The sequence below is a fragment of the Panacagrimonas perspica genome (assembly GCF_004364935.1).
GTDB lineage: Bacteria > Pseudomonadota > Gammaproteobacteria > Nevskiales > Nevskiaceae > Panacagrimonas > Panacagrimonas perspica.
In genome coordinates, this window is record NZ_SOBT01000008.1 from 2,070,923 (window position 1) to 2,085,651 (window position 14,729).

The window sequence follows — 14,729 nt, forward strand, 5'->3', positions numbered from 1 at the left end:
GCTCGAATCAGACTGCAAGAAGAAAATGGGCATTGGCCGCCGCAACCGGCTTGGCCACGTCGTCCTGGTAGGCGACGACCTGCACGTTGGCGACACGACGACCGTGGCGGGTGACGGTGGCACGCGCGAACGTGTCGACCGCCTGCGCCGAACGCAGGTACTCCACCGTGATGTTCACGGTCTTGGGCACGCGCACGATCTCCGAGAGCGTCAGGAGCTGGCACATCGCCGTGAGCTCCATCAGCGCGCCCAGCGTGCCGCCGTGCAGCGCCTGGATGCGCACGTTGCCCAGCCGGCCCGGCGAGAAGTCCATGCGCCCGATCACGTTGATGCCGTCGCGGATCATCGAAAAACCGAGGAAGCGCGCGTAAGGAATCGTCGCGATGAGCTTCTGCAATTCTTCGATCGAGCGCGTCTGCGGCAACTGTCCTTCGAGGTTCATGAGGCGACGCCCTCGTTGACGACGTGATCGCGCGGATGCGAGCGCGTGTCGTCGCGGAACACCACGAAGGTGCCGACCGCGGTCGCGACCAGATCGTCGGGATCGCCGTCATGCGCCGTCGCCCGCGCGAACGCGATGTGCTTGGTCAGCCGGTGGCACTCGGCGAAGCAGCGCACCGTCTGACCTGCACGCGCCGGCCGCAGGTAGTCGATGCGCAGGTCGAGCGTCGCGATCCGTCGCAGCTCCTCGAGCTTGCACAGCACCGCGCCGCCGAGCGCCGCATCGAACATGCCGCTGATCGCACCGCCGTGGATCACGCCGGTCTCCGGATCACCGACGAGGTTCTCGTGCCACGGCAGATCGAACACCACGGTGCCGACGTCGTTCTCGACGTAGCGCAAGCCCAGCTCCGCGTTGTACGGGATGACGTCGATGAAGAAATCCTGTCCCTTCCCCGGCGGCGGCTTGTGCAGCGGATTCACGGCCGGCTCCTAGAGCGAACGCACGTCGACGAAATGGCCGGCGATGCCCGCCGCCGCCGCCATCGCCGGCGAGACCAGGTGCGTGCGACCGCCCTGCCCCTGCCGACCTTCGAAATTGCGGTTGGACGTGCTGGCGCAGCGCTCGCCCGGCTCGAGCCGGTCGGCGTTCATCGCCAGGCACATCGAGCAGCCGGGCTCGCGCCATTCGAAGCCGGCGTCGAGGAACACGCGGTCGAGCCCTTCGGCTTCGGCCTGCGCCTTCACCAGACCCGAACCCGGCACGACCAGCGCGAGCTTCACGTTGGCAGCCTTCTGCTTGCCCTTCACGACGACGGCTGCCGCGCGAAGATCCTCGATGCGCGAGTTCGTGCACGAGCCGATGAAGACCTTGTCGATGCGGATCTCCTGGATCGGCGTGTTCGCCGTGAGACCCATGTAGGTCAGCGCCTTCTCCATGCCGCTGCGCTTCACCGGGTCGGCGACCTGCGCCGGATCCGGCACCTTGGCCATGACCGGCAGCACCATCTCGGGCGAGGTGCCCCAGGTGACCTGCGGCGCGATGCTCGCGGCCTCGATGACGATCTCTTCGTCGAACTTTGCGTCGGCATCCGAGTGCAAGGTGTTCCACCACGCGACGGCCTTGTCCCAGTTCTCACCCTTGGGCGCAAACGGACGGCCCTTCACGTAGTCGATCGTGGTCTGGTCCACGGCGACAAGGCCGGCGCGCGCGCCGCCTTCGATGGCCATGTTGCACACGGTCATGCGGCCTTCCATCGACAAAGCCTGGATCGCTTCGCCGGCGAACTCGATCGTGTAGCCGGTGCCGCCGGCGGTGCCGATGCGGCCGATGATCGCGAGCACGATGTCCTTGGCGGTGACGCCGGGGCCGACGTGGCCGCGCACCGTGATGCGCAGGTTCTTCGATTTCTTGCTCTGCAGCGTCTGCGTGGCGAGCACGTGCTCGACCTCGCTGGTGCCGATACCGAACGCGAGCGCGCCGAACGCGCCGTGCGTGGAGGTGTGCGAGTCGCCGCAGACCACCGTCATGCCCGGCAAGGTCGCACCTTGCTCCGGTCCGATCACGTGGACGATGCCCTGGCGCTTGTCGTTCATGCGGAATTCGGTGATGCCGAACTCGTCGCAGTTGGAATCGAGCGCGTCGACCTGCGTGCGCGAGATCGGATCGCTGATGCCCTTGGAACGATCGGTGGTCGGCACGTTGTGGTCGGCCACCGCGAGGTTGGCGGCGAGCTTCCAGGGCTTGCGGCCGGCCAGGCGCAGGCCGTCGAAGGCCTGCGGGCTGGTCACCTCGTGGACGAGATGGCGGTCGATGTAGATCAGCGCGAAGCCGCCGCCGTTGTCGCGGACCAGGTGCGCGTCCCAGAGCTTGTCGTAGAGGGTTTTGGGGGTCTTTGCGTTCATCGACGATTTCTCTCGAAGGCCGCGCAAAACAGGCTCGCGCAGCGGTTCTGGATAGTGAGGACCGCCATTCTGGCCTCGGCTCATCCATAACTCCAATGAATCGTTTTCATGTCCTGCATGCCGATACGGCATGATTCGATTCATGGACACCCAAGCTCTCGCCGCATTCCTCGAAGTGGCCGACGCCGCTTCGTTCACGCGCGCCGCCGAACGGCTGCACCTGTCGCAGCCGGCCATCAGCAAGCGCCTGAAAAGCCTGGAGGACGAGATCGGCCAGCGCCTGTTCGACCGCGTCGGACGCTCGGTGCTGCTGACCGACGCCGGGCACTCGCTGCTGCCCTACGCCCGGCGCGCGCTGCAGACCGTCGAGGACGGACGCCGTGCGCTGTCGCAGTTGTCGGCCAAGGTCAGCGGGCGGCTGTCGATCGGCACCAGCCATCACATCGGACTGCACCGTCTGCCCCCGATGCTCAAGCGCTTCGTCCTCGAATTCCCGGACGTGGATCTGGACCTGCACTTCATGGATTCGGAGGACGCCTGCGAGGCGGTGCTCGCCGGCAAGCTGGAACTGGGCATCGTGACCCTGCCCCTGCAACCGTTGCCGAACCTGGAGAGCCGCATCGTCTGGCCCGATCCGCTGGCCGTGATCGTCGCGCCCTCGCATCCGCTGGCGCAGCGCAAGCGGGTCAAGCTCGAGGATCTGGCGAAGCATCCGGCGGTGCTGCCGGACGAGGACACCTACACGCACCGGATCATCCGGGCGGAACTCGAGGCGCGCGGTGTCGAGCCACGCGTGCGCCTGGCGACGAACTATCTCGAGACCTTGAAGATGCTGGCGGCGATCGGGCTGGGCTGGAGCGTGCTGCCGGAATCGATGATCGACGACAGCGTCGTGCGCGTCCCGGTCAGTGGCTTTGCGCCGCACCGCGACCTGGGCTGGGTGCGGCACACGGGGCGCGCGGTGTCCGGACCCGCGCGAGCCCTGATGGGATTGCTCTCGCCGTAGCCCGGGGCTTTCCTCGCGTACGGAGCGCAACCCCGGGCTTCGGTTTTGCCGACAGCGTCGTGCGCGTGCCCGTCAGCGACTTTGCGCTGCATCGCGACCTGCTCTCGTAGCCCGGGTGCAACCCGGGGTTTCCGTTCGAGGTGCGAGAAGAAGCCCCGGGTTGCACCCGGGCTACGCCGACGACACGACCGACTTCAATCGATCTGGATCCCTTCCCGTTCGACGACCCGCTTGACCGCCGGCCGTGCGCGCACCGCGTCCATCAGCCGCGCGTACTCCGGAAAATCGGTGCGCATCGATAGGCCGCAGCGATTGCCCCAGCGGTAGAACACCAGCAGGTAGGCATCGACGGCGCTGAAGCCGCCATCGAGCGCACTGTCGCGACCCCTCAGACGCTGTTCGATATCCGCGTATCCCGCACGGATCGACTCGCGACCCTTGGCCGCGATGGCCGGCGCCCCACTGGCATCGGTCGTGAAGCGCTCCGGGCGGAACACGGTGCGCACGCCGGCCTGGTGCATCGTCGAGCCGAGCCAGCCCATCCACTCCAGCGCGCGCACGAAGCCTTCCGGATCTGCCGGCAGCAGCGCGGGCTGCGGATGGCGCCGCGCCAGATAGACCAGGATCGCCATCGCCTCGGTCAGCACGCGCTCGCCGGCCTCGTCGCGGATCCACAGCGCCGGCACGCGGCCGCGCGGATTCACGGCCAGGTATTCCGGCTTGCTGTTGGCGCCTTCGGCGATCACGACGCGCACCGGCTCGTAGGGCACGCCCAGTTCCTCGAGCACGATATGCGGAGCCAGCGAGCAGGCGCCAGGGGAATGGAACAGGCGATAGGTCGGAGTGGACACGGGTGGACTCGATCGAGGCGACGGGATGTTCGACGTTGCTGCGCAGCTTCAGCAAAGCATGCGAAGCGTGAGAACGATGAGCCTCAGGAACTGACGCTGCGCGGCGCGTAGGGCTTCGGGTTGGCCTGCCCTTCGCGCGACATGTTGTTCTTCACGGCGATGCGCTGGTTGGTGCGGCCCATCAGCCGGCGCTGCCACTGGCGCTCGAACGACAACGCACCGGATTCGTCGTCATGCCAAGCCTGCTGGAGCAGGAACTTCGCCGCGGCGATCGCGTCGGGCGATCGCGTGACGATCTCGAGCGCGAGCTTCTCGGCGGCGGCCAGCGGATCGGCTTCCACGTGGGTGACGATCCCCAGCGCCTTGGCCTCGGTTCCGCTGAACACGCGCCCGGTGAAGCAGAGTTCCTTGGCCACATCGAGCGGCACGAGTTCGCGCAGCAGCGCCGCGCCGCCCATGTCGGGGATCAGTCCCCACTTGGATTCCATGACCGACAGCTTCGCGTCAGGCGCCGCGATGCGGATGTCCGCGCCCAGCGCGAGCTGGATGCCGGCGCCGAAGCAGTTGCCGTGTACCGAGGCGATCACCGGAAACGGCAGTTCGCGCCAGGCCATGCTCCAGGCCTGGAAGTCGTTGCGCGTGGGCTTCCACAGCTTGGCGTATCCCGCGGCGGCCTTGAGCGGCTTGGCGAGCACCGTCTTGAAGTCCAGACCCGCGCAGAACGACGGGCCTTCGCCGTAGATCAACGCGGCGCGGATGCTGCGGTCGCGCTTCAGGCTCGCGCAGGCGTCGATCACGCCCCGCAACATCTCGAAGTCCATGCCGTTGTGTTTGTCGGCGCGGTCGAGCCGCACGCGCGCAAGGCCGTCCTGAATGTCGGTGGTGACGCGGTCGTGGAAGTTGGGCATGGGCGGACGTCGGAGATTCGAAAAGGAAAAAGATCAGGCCATCAGCCTGGCGAGGCGCTGTGACGCCACGGCCGGCAGCGAGGCGACCAGGTCCGTCAGCAGCGCCTGCATGCCGTGCTCGCGCGCCGCGATAACAAGCTGTTCTCCGACGGATTCGTCCGCATGGGTCATCGCGGCCTGCACGATGCGCACCCGCAGCGGCGCCTCGACACCGGACAGCAGCACCATCACGGCACCGCCCAGCGCCAGTTCTGGACGGCCCGCGATCGCGACCACCTTCTGCAGGCGCGCGTCGTTCATCAGGCTCACGACCTCTGCGAGCCGCTGCGGCGATTCGACGAAGAAGCCGATGCGCAGCATCGATTCATCGTCGATCACCGCCATGCAGCCACGGATCTGCTCGTCCGTCAGCGTGTCGACGAAGCGCGCCATGACGATGAACTCGCGCCGCTTGACCAGCTCGCGCGTCACCGCGACGACCAGGTCCATCGGCATCAGGCGCAGCATCGGCGCCGCGCTGCGAGGATCCAGCAGCAGCGTTACCTCCACGTTGAAACTCAAGGCCACGCGCGTCGCGATCTCGACGCCGTCCTTGGGCGGCATCAGGCCGGCAACACGCGACGCCAGCACCGGGCCCATCGCCTTTTCGGCGAGCAATGCGTTGAGCGCACCCGGCAGGATGCGGGCCGCGCCCGCCACGCGCTGCAACGTGGCGCGATCGCCGTCGAAGAGCATCGAGGTGCAGGCGCCGCGGAGCTGACGCAGGGCCGCGACATCGAGCCCCGCGAGTCCGGCGATCACGCTTTCGGGGCAGCCCAGCAGGCGCGCGAGCTTGAGGTGTTCGGCCTGCAGGGTCAGGGAGCTCACGAACCCGGCCTCACCCGAACAGGATCTTGCGAACCGCGGGACGCAACAGCATCGGGACCAGGCGCAGCGAATGCTCGGCCGAGTCTTCCAGCATCTTGCGCTGCTGACGCTTGGCGGCCCGCACCGCTGCGACGAACGTCTCCAGCGCCGGATCGGGCACCGAGGAAAGATCCGGCAGCTTGTTGCCGCCAGGTCCGAGCTCGGCACGCAGGGCATCGATCAGCGGTCGGCTCATGCGCGAGGGTTCTCGGATAGCGAAAGCAGGGCGGCGATTATCGGCCCGTGTCCCGGGAATGCCAAAGGCGATGCGTCGTTCGCGGCGCGTGGGCGCTGCAGCGGCGGCCGCTCGTTCATGACGGCGGCGTCGGCTCTTGCGACCTCTCTTTCGGCCGTCGCGGGGAAGACCCGATCTGCACGAGGATGTTGGTGCAACCCCCGATTTCTATTGTCGATCCTGCCGCGCTCGCGTAGCTTACGGCTGCGATGTCGCAGAACGGCCAAGACCACGCCGACGCGCAAACGATCAAGGAATGAAAATGGTCGATAAAGCCGTCACGGGGAACGGCAAGCTCAACGCTGCCGACGCAGGAGCCAACCGGATCTCGCTGTCCGGAGCGGGGCGGACCAGCCAGCGCGCCCGCCTGCTCATGGTCATGGCGACCCTGGTCGTCGTGGGCATCTTCGGCCAGTCGACGCTGATCAATACCTACGTGCTGCGCGACTTCGCCCGGCTCGAGCAGAGCCAGGTGCAGGCGAGCCTGCGCCTGATCCGCCTGTCGCTCGACCGCTTCGTGCGCCCGATGGAAGGTCTGGCGATCGATCTGGCCACCGCGTCGCAGCGGCTCATGATCCCGACCGAGGCCGATGCCGAGTGGCTGCGCGAACGCCTGCGCACGGCGAATCAGCTCGACGTGGGATACGACGCGGCCGTGGTGCTCGGCGGCGACGGCGCCGTGCTGCTGGCACTGGCGTACGACAAGGCGACCGGCTGGGGACGCCAGCCCACCGACGTGGAAATGACCCTGCTCGCCCAGCACGCAGCGACCCTGCGCGCCGCCGATCTTGCTTCGCAGAGCGGATGGAACGTCGTGCCCGGCGGACTGTTCGCCGTCGCGGGCGCCCGGCTCGGCGACGATCCGACCGGACCGGTGGTCGTGATCGGACGCAATTTCGACGAAGCCGCGATGAGCGCGCTCGACGAGCTCTCCGGCACACGCATCACCATCGTCCATGGCGAGGCACCACCCCTGAACGAACCGGATCGTCCCATGCAGGCCTGCACGCGCCTGTCTCCCACGCTGAACGTGCAGCCCCAGCATCTGTGCGTGCGCCTGCAGGACTCCATCCTCGAACGCGGCCAGCGCAGCAGCGCCGACCTGAGACTGGCCAGCCTCGTCGGCTTCGTCGTGCTGATGCTGGGGACCTGGTTGTTCCTCGATCGCAGCCTGCTCCGACGTCTGACCAGCCTGACGAAGAAACTCGACGTCCGCCTTCCCGGTGGAACCGAGGCGGTCGAGCAGGCGATGCTGGCCGACGGAGAGCGCGGTGACGAGCTGGGCCGCATGTCGCTGGGCCTGGGCCAGCTCCTGGGCCGTGTGCGCCAGGCCGAGATCGACATGCGCGAGCGAGAGCGCAGCTTCCGCGTGCTGGCCGAATCGTCGGGCGTGGCGATCTTCGTGGTCCGCGAAGGCGTCCTCTACAGCAACGCCTTCGCCTCGCGCCTGACCGGCTACGACAAAGACGAACTGCGCGGCCGTTCGCTCGCGGACCTGTTTCACGAAAGCTGGCGCGAACGCTTCGAGCAGGCGATGGCGCGCGGCTCGGTGGAAGACAGCGAGGGCGAGGAGCTGCGCGGCCGCCGTCAGAACGGCACCTTGTACTGGGCGCGCCTGCACATCGCACGCATCGAATACCGCGGCGGCGCGGCGCTGCTGCTCACACTGTTCGACGTCAGCGAACAGCGTGCACTCGAACAGACGCTCGCCGACGAAAAACAGAACCTCCAGCTCATCCTGAGTTCGATCCACGACGGCATCGTCGCGGTCGATCACGCAGGAACCGTGCGGTTCATCAATCCGGCGGCGCAGCGCATGACCGGCATTCCGCTGGCGCTGGCCAATGGCAGCGCGCTCGAGGACGTCGTGGTGCTGAGCGACCCGGACAGCGAGGAGTTGCTGGCCACGCCGCTGCTCGACACCCTGGCCGCCGCCGGCGACAACGGCACGGTGGCCAACCTGACCACGCCGCAGGGCCGATGGCGAAACGTCGAGGTCACGCTGTCGCAGAACCAGTCCGAAAGCGGCGACGGACAGCGCGGCTCGGTGCTGGTGATGCGCGATGTCTCCGACCTGCGCCAGCTCACCAAGATCCTCGCCGACCAGGCTTCGCACGATGATCTGACCGGCCTGATCAATCGTCGTGAATTCTCGCGCCGCCTGCTCGAAGCCCTGGCCACTGCGCAAGGCAGACGCAGCCGCTACGCGCTCTGCTACGTCGACCTCGACCAGTTCAAGCTGCTCAACGACACCTGCGGCCATCACGCGGGCGACCGCATGCTGCGCAACGTGGCGGAGGCGCTGCGCAGCCAGGTGCGTCCCACCGACACGCTCGCGCGCCTGGGCGGCGACGAGTTCGGCGTGCTGCTGGACGACTGCCCGCCCGAGAGGGCCATCGACATCGCCAACGCGCTGCGGGCCAAGGTCGCCGCCGTGCGCTTCCAGTGGAACGGGCAGAGTTTCAGTGTCGAGGCGAGCATCGGCATCGCGATGCTGGAGAACGTCGACGGCAGCGTCGACGAAGCCCTCGCCCTGGCCGACGCCGCCTGTTACATGGCCAAGGATCTCGGCCGCAATCGCGTGCATCTCTACAGCGCCGCGGACAAGGATCTGCAAGAGCAGCTCAAGCAGATGCGTTGGGCGACGCGGCTCAAGGACGCCGTCGAGAACAGCCAGTTCGTGCTCTACGCCCAGGGCATCTCGCCGGTGGCGCCGAATGCTCCTCAGCTCAACGCCTGCGAGGCGCTGGTCCGCATGATCCAGCCCGACGGCAGCATCGCGTTGCCCGACGAGTTTCTTGCGGCCGCCGAGCGCTACCAGTTGATGAACCGCATCGATCAGTGGGTCGTCACCGCTGCGCTCGATGCGCTGCAACGCGAGCACGCGCTCGGACGTTCCACGCGCCCGCTGTTGTTCATCAATCTCTCGGGACAGAGCCTGGGCGACGAATCGTTCCGGGAATTCCTGCTCGAGAAACTTCGGCAGCACGCCAACCTGACACCGCAGATCGTGTTCGAGGTGACCGAGAGCGCCGTTGTGACATCGCTCGGGCGCGCGAAGAAACTGATGGACGATGTGTACGATCGCGGGTGCACGTTCGCGCTCGACGACTTCGGCACGGGCATGTCTTCGTTCGGCTATCTCAAGGAGCTGCGCGTCGACTATCTCAAGATCGCCGGCTGCTTCGTGAAGAGCGTGGCGCTGCCGCTCGACGCGGCGGTATGCCGCAGCTTCACCGAGTTCGCACGCATGATGAAGGTCACCGTCATCGCCGAATGGATCGAGGACGAGGCCATCCTCAGGGCGTTGCGCGAGATCGGCGTCGATTACGGCCAGGGCTGGCATTTCGGCCTTCCGAAACCGATCGAGCAGGTCCTCGATATCGCGTGAAGCGATTCTTCGTCTCCCGCAGCGAGCCGACTCCCGCGTCATCTGTCGACTGACGCATACAGCGGGTCGGCCAGGATCTCCCCCTGGGTTACGCTGCGGTCGCCGTTGGAATCGACGCTGGAGAGCGCCCGTGTTTTTCTGCAGAAACGAAATCGCTCGCCATGCCGGCGCCGTGAACCCGTCGCGACGAGGATTCACGCTGATCGAACTGATCGTGGTCCTGCTCATCGCCGGCATCCTGGCGGCGTTCGCGATCCCCCGCTTCGCCAGCGTCGATATCGACGCGCGCGTCGCCACGATGCTGGGGCTCGCCAGCAGCCTTCAGAGCTCCTCCACGATGGTTCACGAACTGGCGGTGACACAAGGACAGACCGGAGCGGACGGATCGGTCGAGCTCGAAGGGACGAAGATCCGCCTCGTCAACGGATATCCGGCGGCGTCGGAAACGGGCATCGAAGCCGCTCTGCTCAACCTCGAGGGTTTCGAGGTCGCCCACAGCGGATCGACGTCGACCTTCCGCCCGATCTCGTTGAATCCGGGCACCGGTTGCATCGTGACCTACACCGCCACCACAGGGACGGTCGACGCCTCGAAAGCGGACGCCACGCGCTGCAGGTAGGACGCTTCGGGAACCGAGCATCAGGCTTCGAGGCTGGCCGATTCCTTGACCACCGGCTGCGCATGCCGGTCCAGCCGCGGCGCGTACAGGGCCACGCAGCCGCCGATCATCGCGACAGTCGTGGCGGCGAGGTAGACCGTGGTCGGCCCGAGAGAGTCCCAGGCCGCGCCGGTGACCAGACTGCCGATTCCACCGCCCAACCCGAAGCTCACCGCGGCCAGCAGTGCCTGACCGCGACCCTGCATGCGTCCCGGGAACAGCTCGTGGATGTAATGCACGGTCACCGCGTGGTACACGGCGAAGCTCATGAAGTGCATCACCTGGCTGATGACCAGGAGCGTGCGGATGTCGACGAACAGCGCCAGCAGGGCCCAGCGCAACGCCGAGCACAGCAGCGTGGCCACCAGCACCGGCCGCGCGCCGAAGCGGCGGATGATGCGGCCGGTGTAGAGAAAGACAATCACTTCCGCGACGACGCCCAGCGCCCACAGCGCACCGATGACGCTGCGCGAGTACGCATGCTGTTCCAGGTAGATCGAGAAGAATGCGTAGAACGGGGCGAACGAAAGCTGCGACAGGAAGCAGGTCGTCAACAGGGCCAGCACCGCCGGTTTGCGCGCCCGGGCCAGGAATCCTTCGAGTGAGGAATCCGGCGGCCGGATGTCCTGCACGTCGGGCACGTACAGCGCGAGCCAGACCATGCCGAGCATGCCGGCCACCACGACCCAGGGCACGGGTTCGACGCCGGTGACATCCAGGATCGGGCCGAGCGCGGCCACTGACAGCACGAAGCCGACGCTTCCCCACAGACGGATGCGCGCGTAGTCGCGCCCCGTGCGGGCCAGGTGATTGAGCGTCACGACGTCGAACGCCGGCAGGGCCACGTTCCAGAACACCGCGTAGGCCGCATGCAGCGCGATCAGCACCGCGAAGCTCGGCGACCACGGCACCAGACCGAAGAGGATCGCCGACACGGCCATGCCGCCCGCGATCCACGGCATGCGCCGGCCGCTGCGATCCATGACCCAGCCCCAGGCGATCGGCACCACGACGCGCACGAGCCCGGTGGTGGCCAGCGCCATGCCGATCTGCGCGGCCGTGTAGCCCAGCGAATGCAGGTACAGCGGCCAGAACGGAATGAACGCGCCGACGGCGACGTAGTAGACGAAGTAGAAGCCGGAGAGCTTCGCGTGGAGGCCGGGAGTGGAGATCAAGCTCTTTTACCGCAAAGGCGCAAAGGAAAAAGAGAGGGTGCAGAGAAAAGAAAAATCACAAAACCTTTGCGACCCTTCTTTTTCCTTTGCGCCTTTGCGGTGAACCTTTCGCCCTACGCCGCCGATCCCGGAATCCGCGGCGTGTCGGCGACGACATCCGCGTTCTGCGCGCGATGGCGCAGCGCGTGGTCCATCAGCACCAGCGCCACCATCGCCTCGGCGATCGGCACGGCGCGGATCCCCACGCAGGGGTCGTGACGTCCGGTCGTGCGCATGTCGACGGCCTTGCCTTCCTCGTCGATCGACTTGCCGGGGGTCGTGATGCTGGACGTCGGCTTGATGGCGATCGAGCAGACCAGATCCTGGCCGGTGCTGATGCCGCCGGAAATGCCGCCGGAATGATTCGACAGGAAGCCCTGCGGCGTCATCTGGTCGCGATGCTCGGTGCCGCGAAGGCCGGCCACGCGCATGCCGTCGCCGATCTCGACACCCTTGACCGCATTGATGCCCATCAGCGCATGCGCGAGCTCGGCGTCGAGCCGGTCGAACACCGGCTCGCCCAGACCGACCGGCATGTTCGAGGCGACCACGCTCACGCGCGCGCCCACCGAATCGCCTTCCGAACGCAGGCTGTCGATGAACTGCTCGAGTTCGGGAACGCGCGACGGATCGGCGCAGAAGAACGGATTGCGCTCGACGGCGCTCCAGTCCTTCAGCGCCAGCTCGAGCGGACCGATCTGCGCGACATATCCGCGGACTTCGATACCGAACTTCTGCCGCAGCCACTTCTTGGCGATACCACCGGCCGCGACGCGCACCGCAGTCTCGCGCGCCGAGCTGCGCCCGCCACCGCGGTGATCGCGCACGCCGTACTTCTGCACGTAGGCGTAGTCGGCGTGATTGGGGCGGAAGGTCTGCTTGATCTTCTCGTAGTCGTAGCTGCGCTGATCCTTGTTCTCGATCAGCAGCGCGATGGGCGTACCGGTGGTGCGCCCTTCGAACACGCCGGACAGGATGCGCACCACGTCGTCTTCCTTGCGCTGCGTGACGTACTTCGACGTGCCCGGCTTGCGGCGGTCGAGGTCGGGCTGCAGGTCGGCCTCGGTCAGTTCCAGTTCCGGCGGGCAGCCGTCGACGACGCAGCCGATGGCGATGCCGTGGCTTTCGCCGAAGCTGGTGACGCAGAACGAACGGCCGAAGGTGTTACCGGACATGGAACGAGGACGGAGCTGCCGAAAGAGGACGGGGTTCGCGGCACAAAAGCACCGGCCCCTGCCCGCTATTGTCGCTCATCCGCCCCGCAATCCGCGCTGACCTCGCAGTCCTGGCGCTCGACCTGCACCGTGACGTGGCCGATCCGGTGGGTGTCGCGCAGCCAGTTGCGGATGCGTGACAGCGTCTGGTCGGCGTCGGCCGCAGGCGCCAGCACTGCGTGCAAGGTCATCAGGTTCTCGCCCGGCGTGATCGACCAGGCGTGGACGTGGTGCACGCTCTGGATGCCCGCGACCGCGCGCGGCAGTTCGCTGACGACGCCGGGCAGGTTCAGGCCCGGCGGCGCGCCTTCGAGCAGCACGTGGGCGGATTCGCGCGTGACCCGGATGCCGGTGCGCAGGATCAGCAGCGCCGCGAGCACCGACAGCAGCGGGTCGGCGCGCAGCCAGCCGGTCTGCCAGATGATCAGGCCGGCGATCAGCGCCGCCACCGAACCGAGCAGGTCGGACAGCACGTGGGCTACCGCGCCGCGCCGGTTCAGGTCGTGCTCGTGGCCGCCATGCAGCAGCAGGAAGGCCGCGAGGTTGGCGATGAGCCCGATCAGCGCCACGCCCGCCAGCGCCAGGCCTTCGACCGGTTCGGGCGTCAGCAGGCGCTGCACCGCCTCGATCGAGATCCAGGCACTGACGCCGAGCAGCAACAGGCCGTTGGAGAACGCGGCCAGCACCGGGAAGCGGCCGCGACCGTAGCTGTGACGCGCATCGGCCGGCTTGGCCGCCTGCGCGAGGGCCAGCACCGCCAGCAGCAGGCTGCCGGCATCGGCCAGCATGTGGCCGGCATCCGCGATCAGCGCGAGCGAGTTGGTCCACCAGCCGCCGACGGCCTCGACCAGCATGATCGTGGCAGTGATCGCCAGCGCCAGCTTGAGCCGGCCGGCGCCCTGGTCGCCGTGGTCATGTCCATGGTCGTGACCATGATCATGACCATGACCATGGCTGTGCCCTTGGCCGGACCCGTGGTCGTGGCCGCAGCCGGCCGCAGGACCGTGATCGTGCCCATGGTCGTGGCCGTGGTGCCCCGCGCTCACAGCGTCGATCTCGCCTTCTGCAGGGCCTCGCGACCAATGCTGAACACGCCGTCACCGCCGCGCTGGAAGTGGATCCAGGTGACCGGCAGGCGCGGCCAGCGCGCCTCGAATTCCTCGACGCTGCCGCCGACCTCGCAAATCAGCAGGCCGTCCCGCTCGAGATACTCGGGCGCCTCGCGCAGGATGCGCGCCACGATGTCCATGCCGTCGCTGCCGGCGTCCAGCGCCAGCCGCGGCTCGCGGCGATATTCGTCGGCCAGCGCTTCCCACTCGCTCGTCGGCACGTACGGCGGATTGCTGACGATCAGGTCGAAGCGCCGGCCTTTCAGACCCGCGAACAGATCGCCCTTGACCGCCTTCACGCGCTCGCCGACGGCGTGCCGCGCGATGTTGCGGGCGGTGACTTCCAGCGCGCCCGCATCGATCTCGCCCAGCGTCACGTCGCATTCGAAATGCAGCGCGCAGGCGATGCCGATGCAGCCGGAGCCCGCGCACAGGTCGAGCACGGTCTTGGGCGGTTCATCGAGCCAGGGCGCGAAGCCTCGCTCGATCAGTTCGGCGATCGGCGAGCGCGGCACCAGCACGCGCTCGTCGACGTAGAAGGGATAGCCGGCGAACTCGATCTCGCCGATCAGGTAGGCCGCCGGTTCGCGCGTGTCCAGTCGACGGCGCAGCAGCGCATGCACGGCGGCGCGCTCGGAGGCCGACAGGTTCGTCTCGAGATAGAGCGCCGGCAGGTCGTACGGCAGGTGCAGCGCGTGCAGTACCAGGTGGAACGCCTCGTCCAGCGCGTTGTCCGTCCCATGACCGAACGTGAGGCCCGCTTCGCGAAACCGGCTCGCCGCCCAGCGCACCCAGTCGCGCACGGTGGCCAGGGCCGACAGGTCGGACGGAAGCTCCAGGGAGGGCACGGACGGTAGAGGCATCGACATGAGAAAATGCGCGGGCGGCAAA

At 67.4% G+C, this 14,729-nt stretch carries 14 protein-coding genes; 3 read left to right on the forward strand and 11 right to left on the reverse strand.

What is annotated here, in order from left to right; translation table 11 throughout:
• Positions 1 to 7: 7 nt before the first annotated feature.
• From DFR24_RS09385 to leuC, 3 genes are read right to left on the reverse strand one after another with little or no spacing between them, the layout of a single operon-like run.
• Positions 8 to 442: a PaaI family thioesterase gene (locus DFR24_RS09385; RefSeq protein WP_133881000.1), complete on the reverse strand. Its 435-nt coding sequence runs from the start codon at positions 440 to 442 to the stop codon at positions 8 to 10.
• Positions 439 to 924: a PaaI family thioesterase gene (locus tag DFR24_RS09390; RefSeq protein ID WP_133881001.1), complete on the reverse strand. Its 486-nt coding sequence runs from the start codon at positions 922 to 924 to the stop codon at positions 439 to 441. The genes DFR24_RS09385 and DFR24_RS09390 overlap by 4 nt, the downstream gene beginning before the upstream one ends.
• A gap of 9 nt (positions 925 to 933) precedes the next feature.
• Complete coding sequence (gene leuC / locus DFR24_RS09395) at positions 934 to 2,346, reverse strand: 3-isopropylmalate dehydratase large subunit (RefSeq protein ID WP_133881002.1); 1,413 nt, start codon at positions 2,344 to 2,346, stop codon at positions 934 to 936.
• Positions 2,347 to 2,488: 142 nt separating this feature from the next.
• Here leuC and DFR24_RS09400 point away from each other — a divergent pair, with 142 nt between their 5' ends.
• Positions 2,489 to 3,352, forward strand: coding sequence for a LysR family transcriptional regulator (locus tag DFR24_RS09400; protein ID WP_133881003.1), 864 nt, complete (start codon positions 2,489 to 2,491; stop codon positions 3,350 to 3,352).
• A gap of 194 nt (positions 3,353 to 3,546) precedes the next feature.
• On the opposite strand, the gene DFR24_RS09405 is transcribed toward DFR24_RS09400, so the two are convergent.
• The 4 genes from DFR24_RS09405 to DFR24_RS09420 all read right to left on the reverse strand — a co-directional run bounded on the left by DFR24_RS09405 (position 3,547) and on the right by DFR24_RS09420 (position 6,213).
• The gene (locus DFR24_RS09405; protein WP_133881004.1) at positions 3,547 to 4,203 is read right to left on the reverse strand and encodes a glutathione S-transferase family protein; all 657 of its coding nucleotides are present in this window, start codon (positions 4,201 to 4,203) and stop codon (positions 3,547 to 3,549) included.
• 83 nt (positions 4,204 to 4,286) lie between these two features.
• Positions 4,287 to 5,111, reverse strand: coding sequence for a crotonase/enoyl-CoA hydratase family protein (locus tag DFR24_RS09410; RefSeq protein ID WP_133881005.1), 825 nt, complete (start codon positions 5,109 to 5,111; stop codon positions 4,287 to 4,289).
• Positions 5,112 to 5,144: 33 nt separating this feature from the next.
• Positions 5,145 to 5,978, reverse strand: a complete 834-nt coding sequence (locus DFR24_RS09415) for a hypothetical protein (protein ID WP_133881006.1) — start codon at positions 5,976 to 5,978, stop codon at positions 5,145 to 5,147.
• 10 nt (positions 5,979 to 5,988) lie between these two features.
• Entirely contained in the window at positions 5,989 to 6,213 is a 225-nt protein-coding gene (locus DFR24_RS09420) for a hypothetical protein (protein ID WP_133881007.1), read from the reverse strand.
• A gap of 295 nt (positions 6,214 to 6,508) precedes the next feature.
• Between DFR24_RS09420 and DFR24_RS09425 the strand changes: the two genes are divergently transcribed.
• Entirely contained in the window at positions 6,509 to 9,643 is a 3,135-nt protein-coding gene (locus DFR24_RS09425; RefSeq protein WP_133881008.1) for an EAL domain-containing protein, read from the forward strand.
• Between the two features lie 130 nt (positions 9,644 to 9,773).
• Positions 9,774 to 10,262 carry a prepilin-type N-terminal cleavage/methylation domain-containing protein gene (locus tag DFR24_RS09430; protein WP_162851122.1) on the forward strand — a complete coding sequence of 163 codons (489 nt, stop codon included), beginning with the start codon at positions 9,774 to 9,776 and terminating at the stop codon, positions 10,260 to 10,262.
• A gap of 20 nt (positions 10,263 to 10,282) precedes the next feature.
• Here the strand turns inward: DFR24_RS09430 and DFR24_RS09435 are convergent, their stop codons facing one another.
• The 4 genes from DFR24_RS09435 to prmB all read right to left on the reverse strand — a co-directional run bounded on the left by DFR24_RS09435 (position 10,283) and on the right by prmB (position 14,707).
• Entirely contained in the window at positions 10,283 to 11,476 is a 1,194-nt protein-coding gene (locus tag DFR24_RS09435; protein WP_133881010.1) for an MFS transporter, read from the reverse strand.
• Between the two features lie 113 nt (positions 11,477 to 11,589).
• Entirely contained in the window at positions 11,590 to 12,690 is a 1,101-nt protein-coding gene (gene aroC, locus DFR24_RS09440) for a chorismate synthase (protein ID WP_133881011.1), read from the reverse strand.
• Positions 12,691 to 12,755: 65 nt separating this feature from the next.
• Entirely contained in the window at positions 12,756 to 13,775 is a 1,020-nt protein-coding gene (locus DFR24_RS09445) for a cation diffusion facilitator family transporter (protein WP_133881012.1), read from the reverse strand.
• Complete coding sequence (gene prmB / locus DFR24_RS09450; protein ID WP_246051576.1) at positions 13,772 to 14,707, reverse strand: 50S ribosomal protein L3 N(5)-glutamine methyltransferase; 936 nt, start codon at positions 14,705 to 14,707, stop codon at positions 13,772 to 13,774. The genes DFR24_RS09445 and prmB overlap by 4 nt, the downstream gene beginning before the upstream one ends.
• Positions 14,708 to 14,729: the final 22 nt, after the last annotated feature.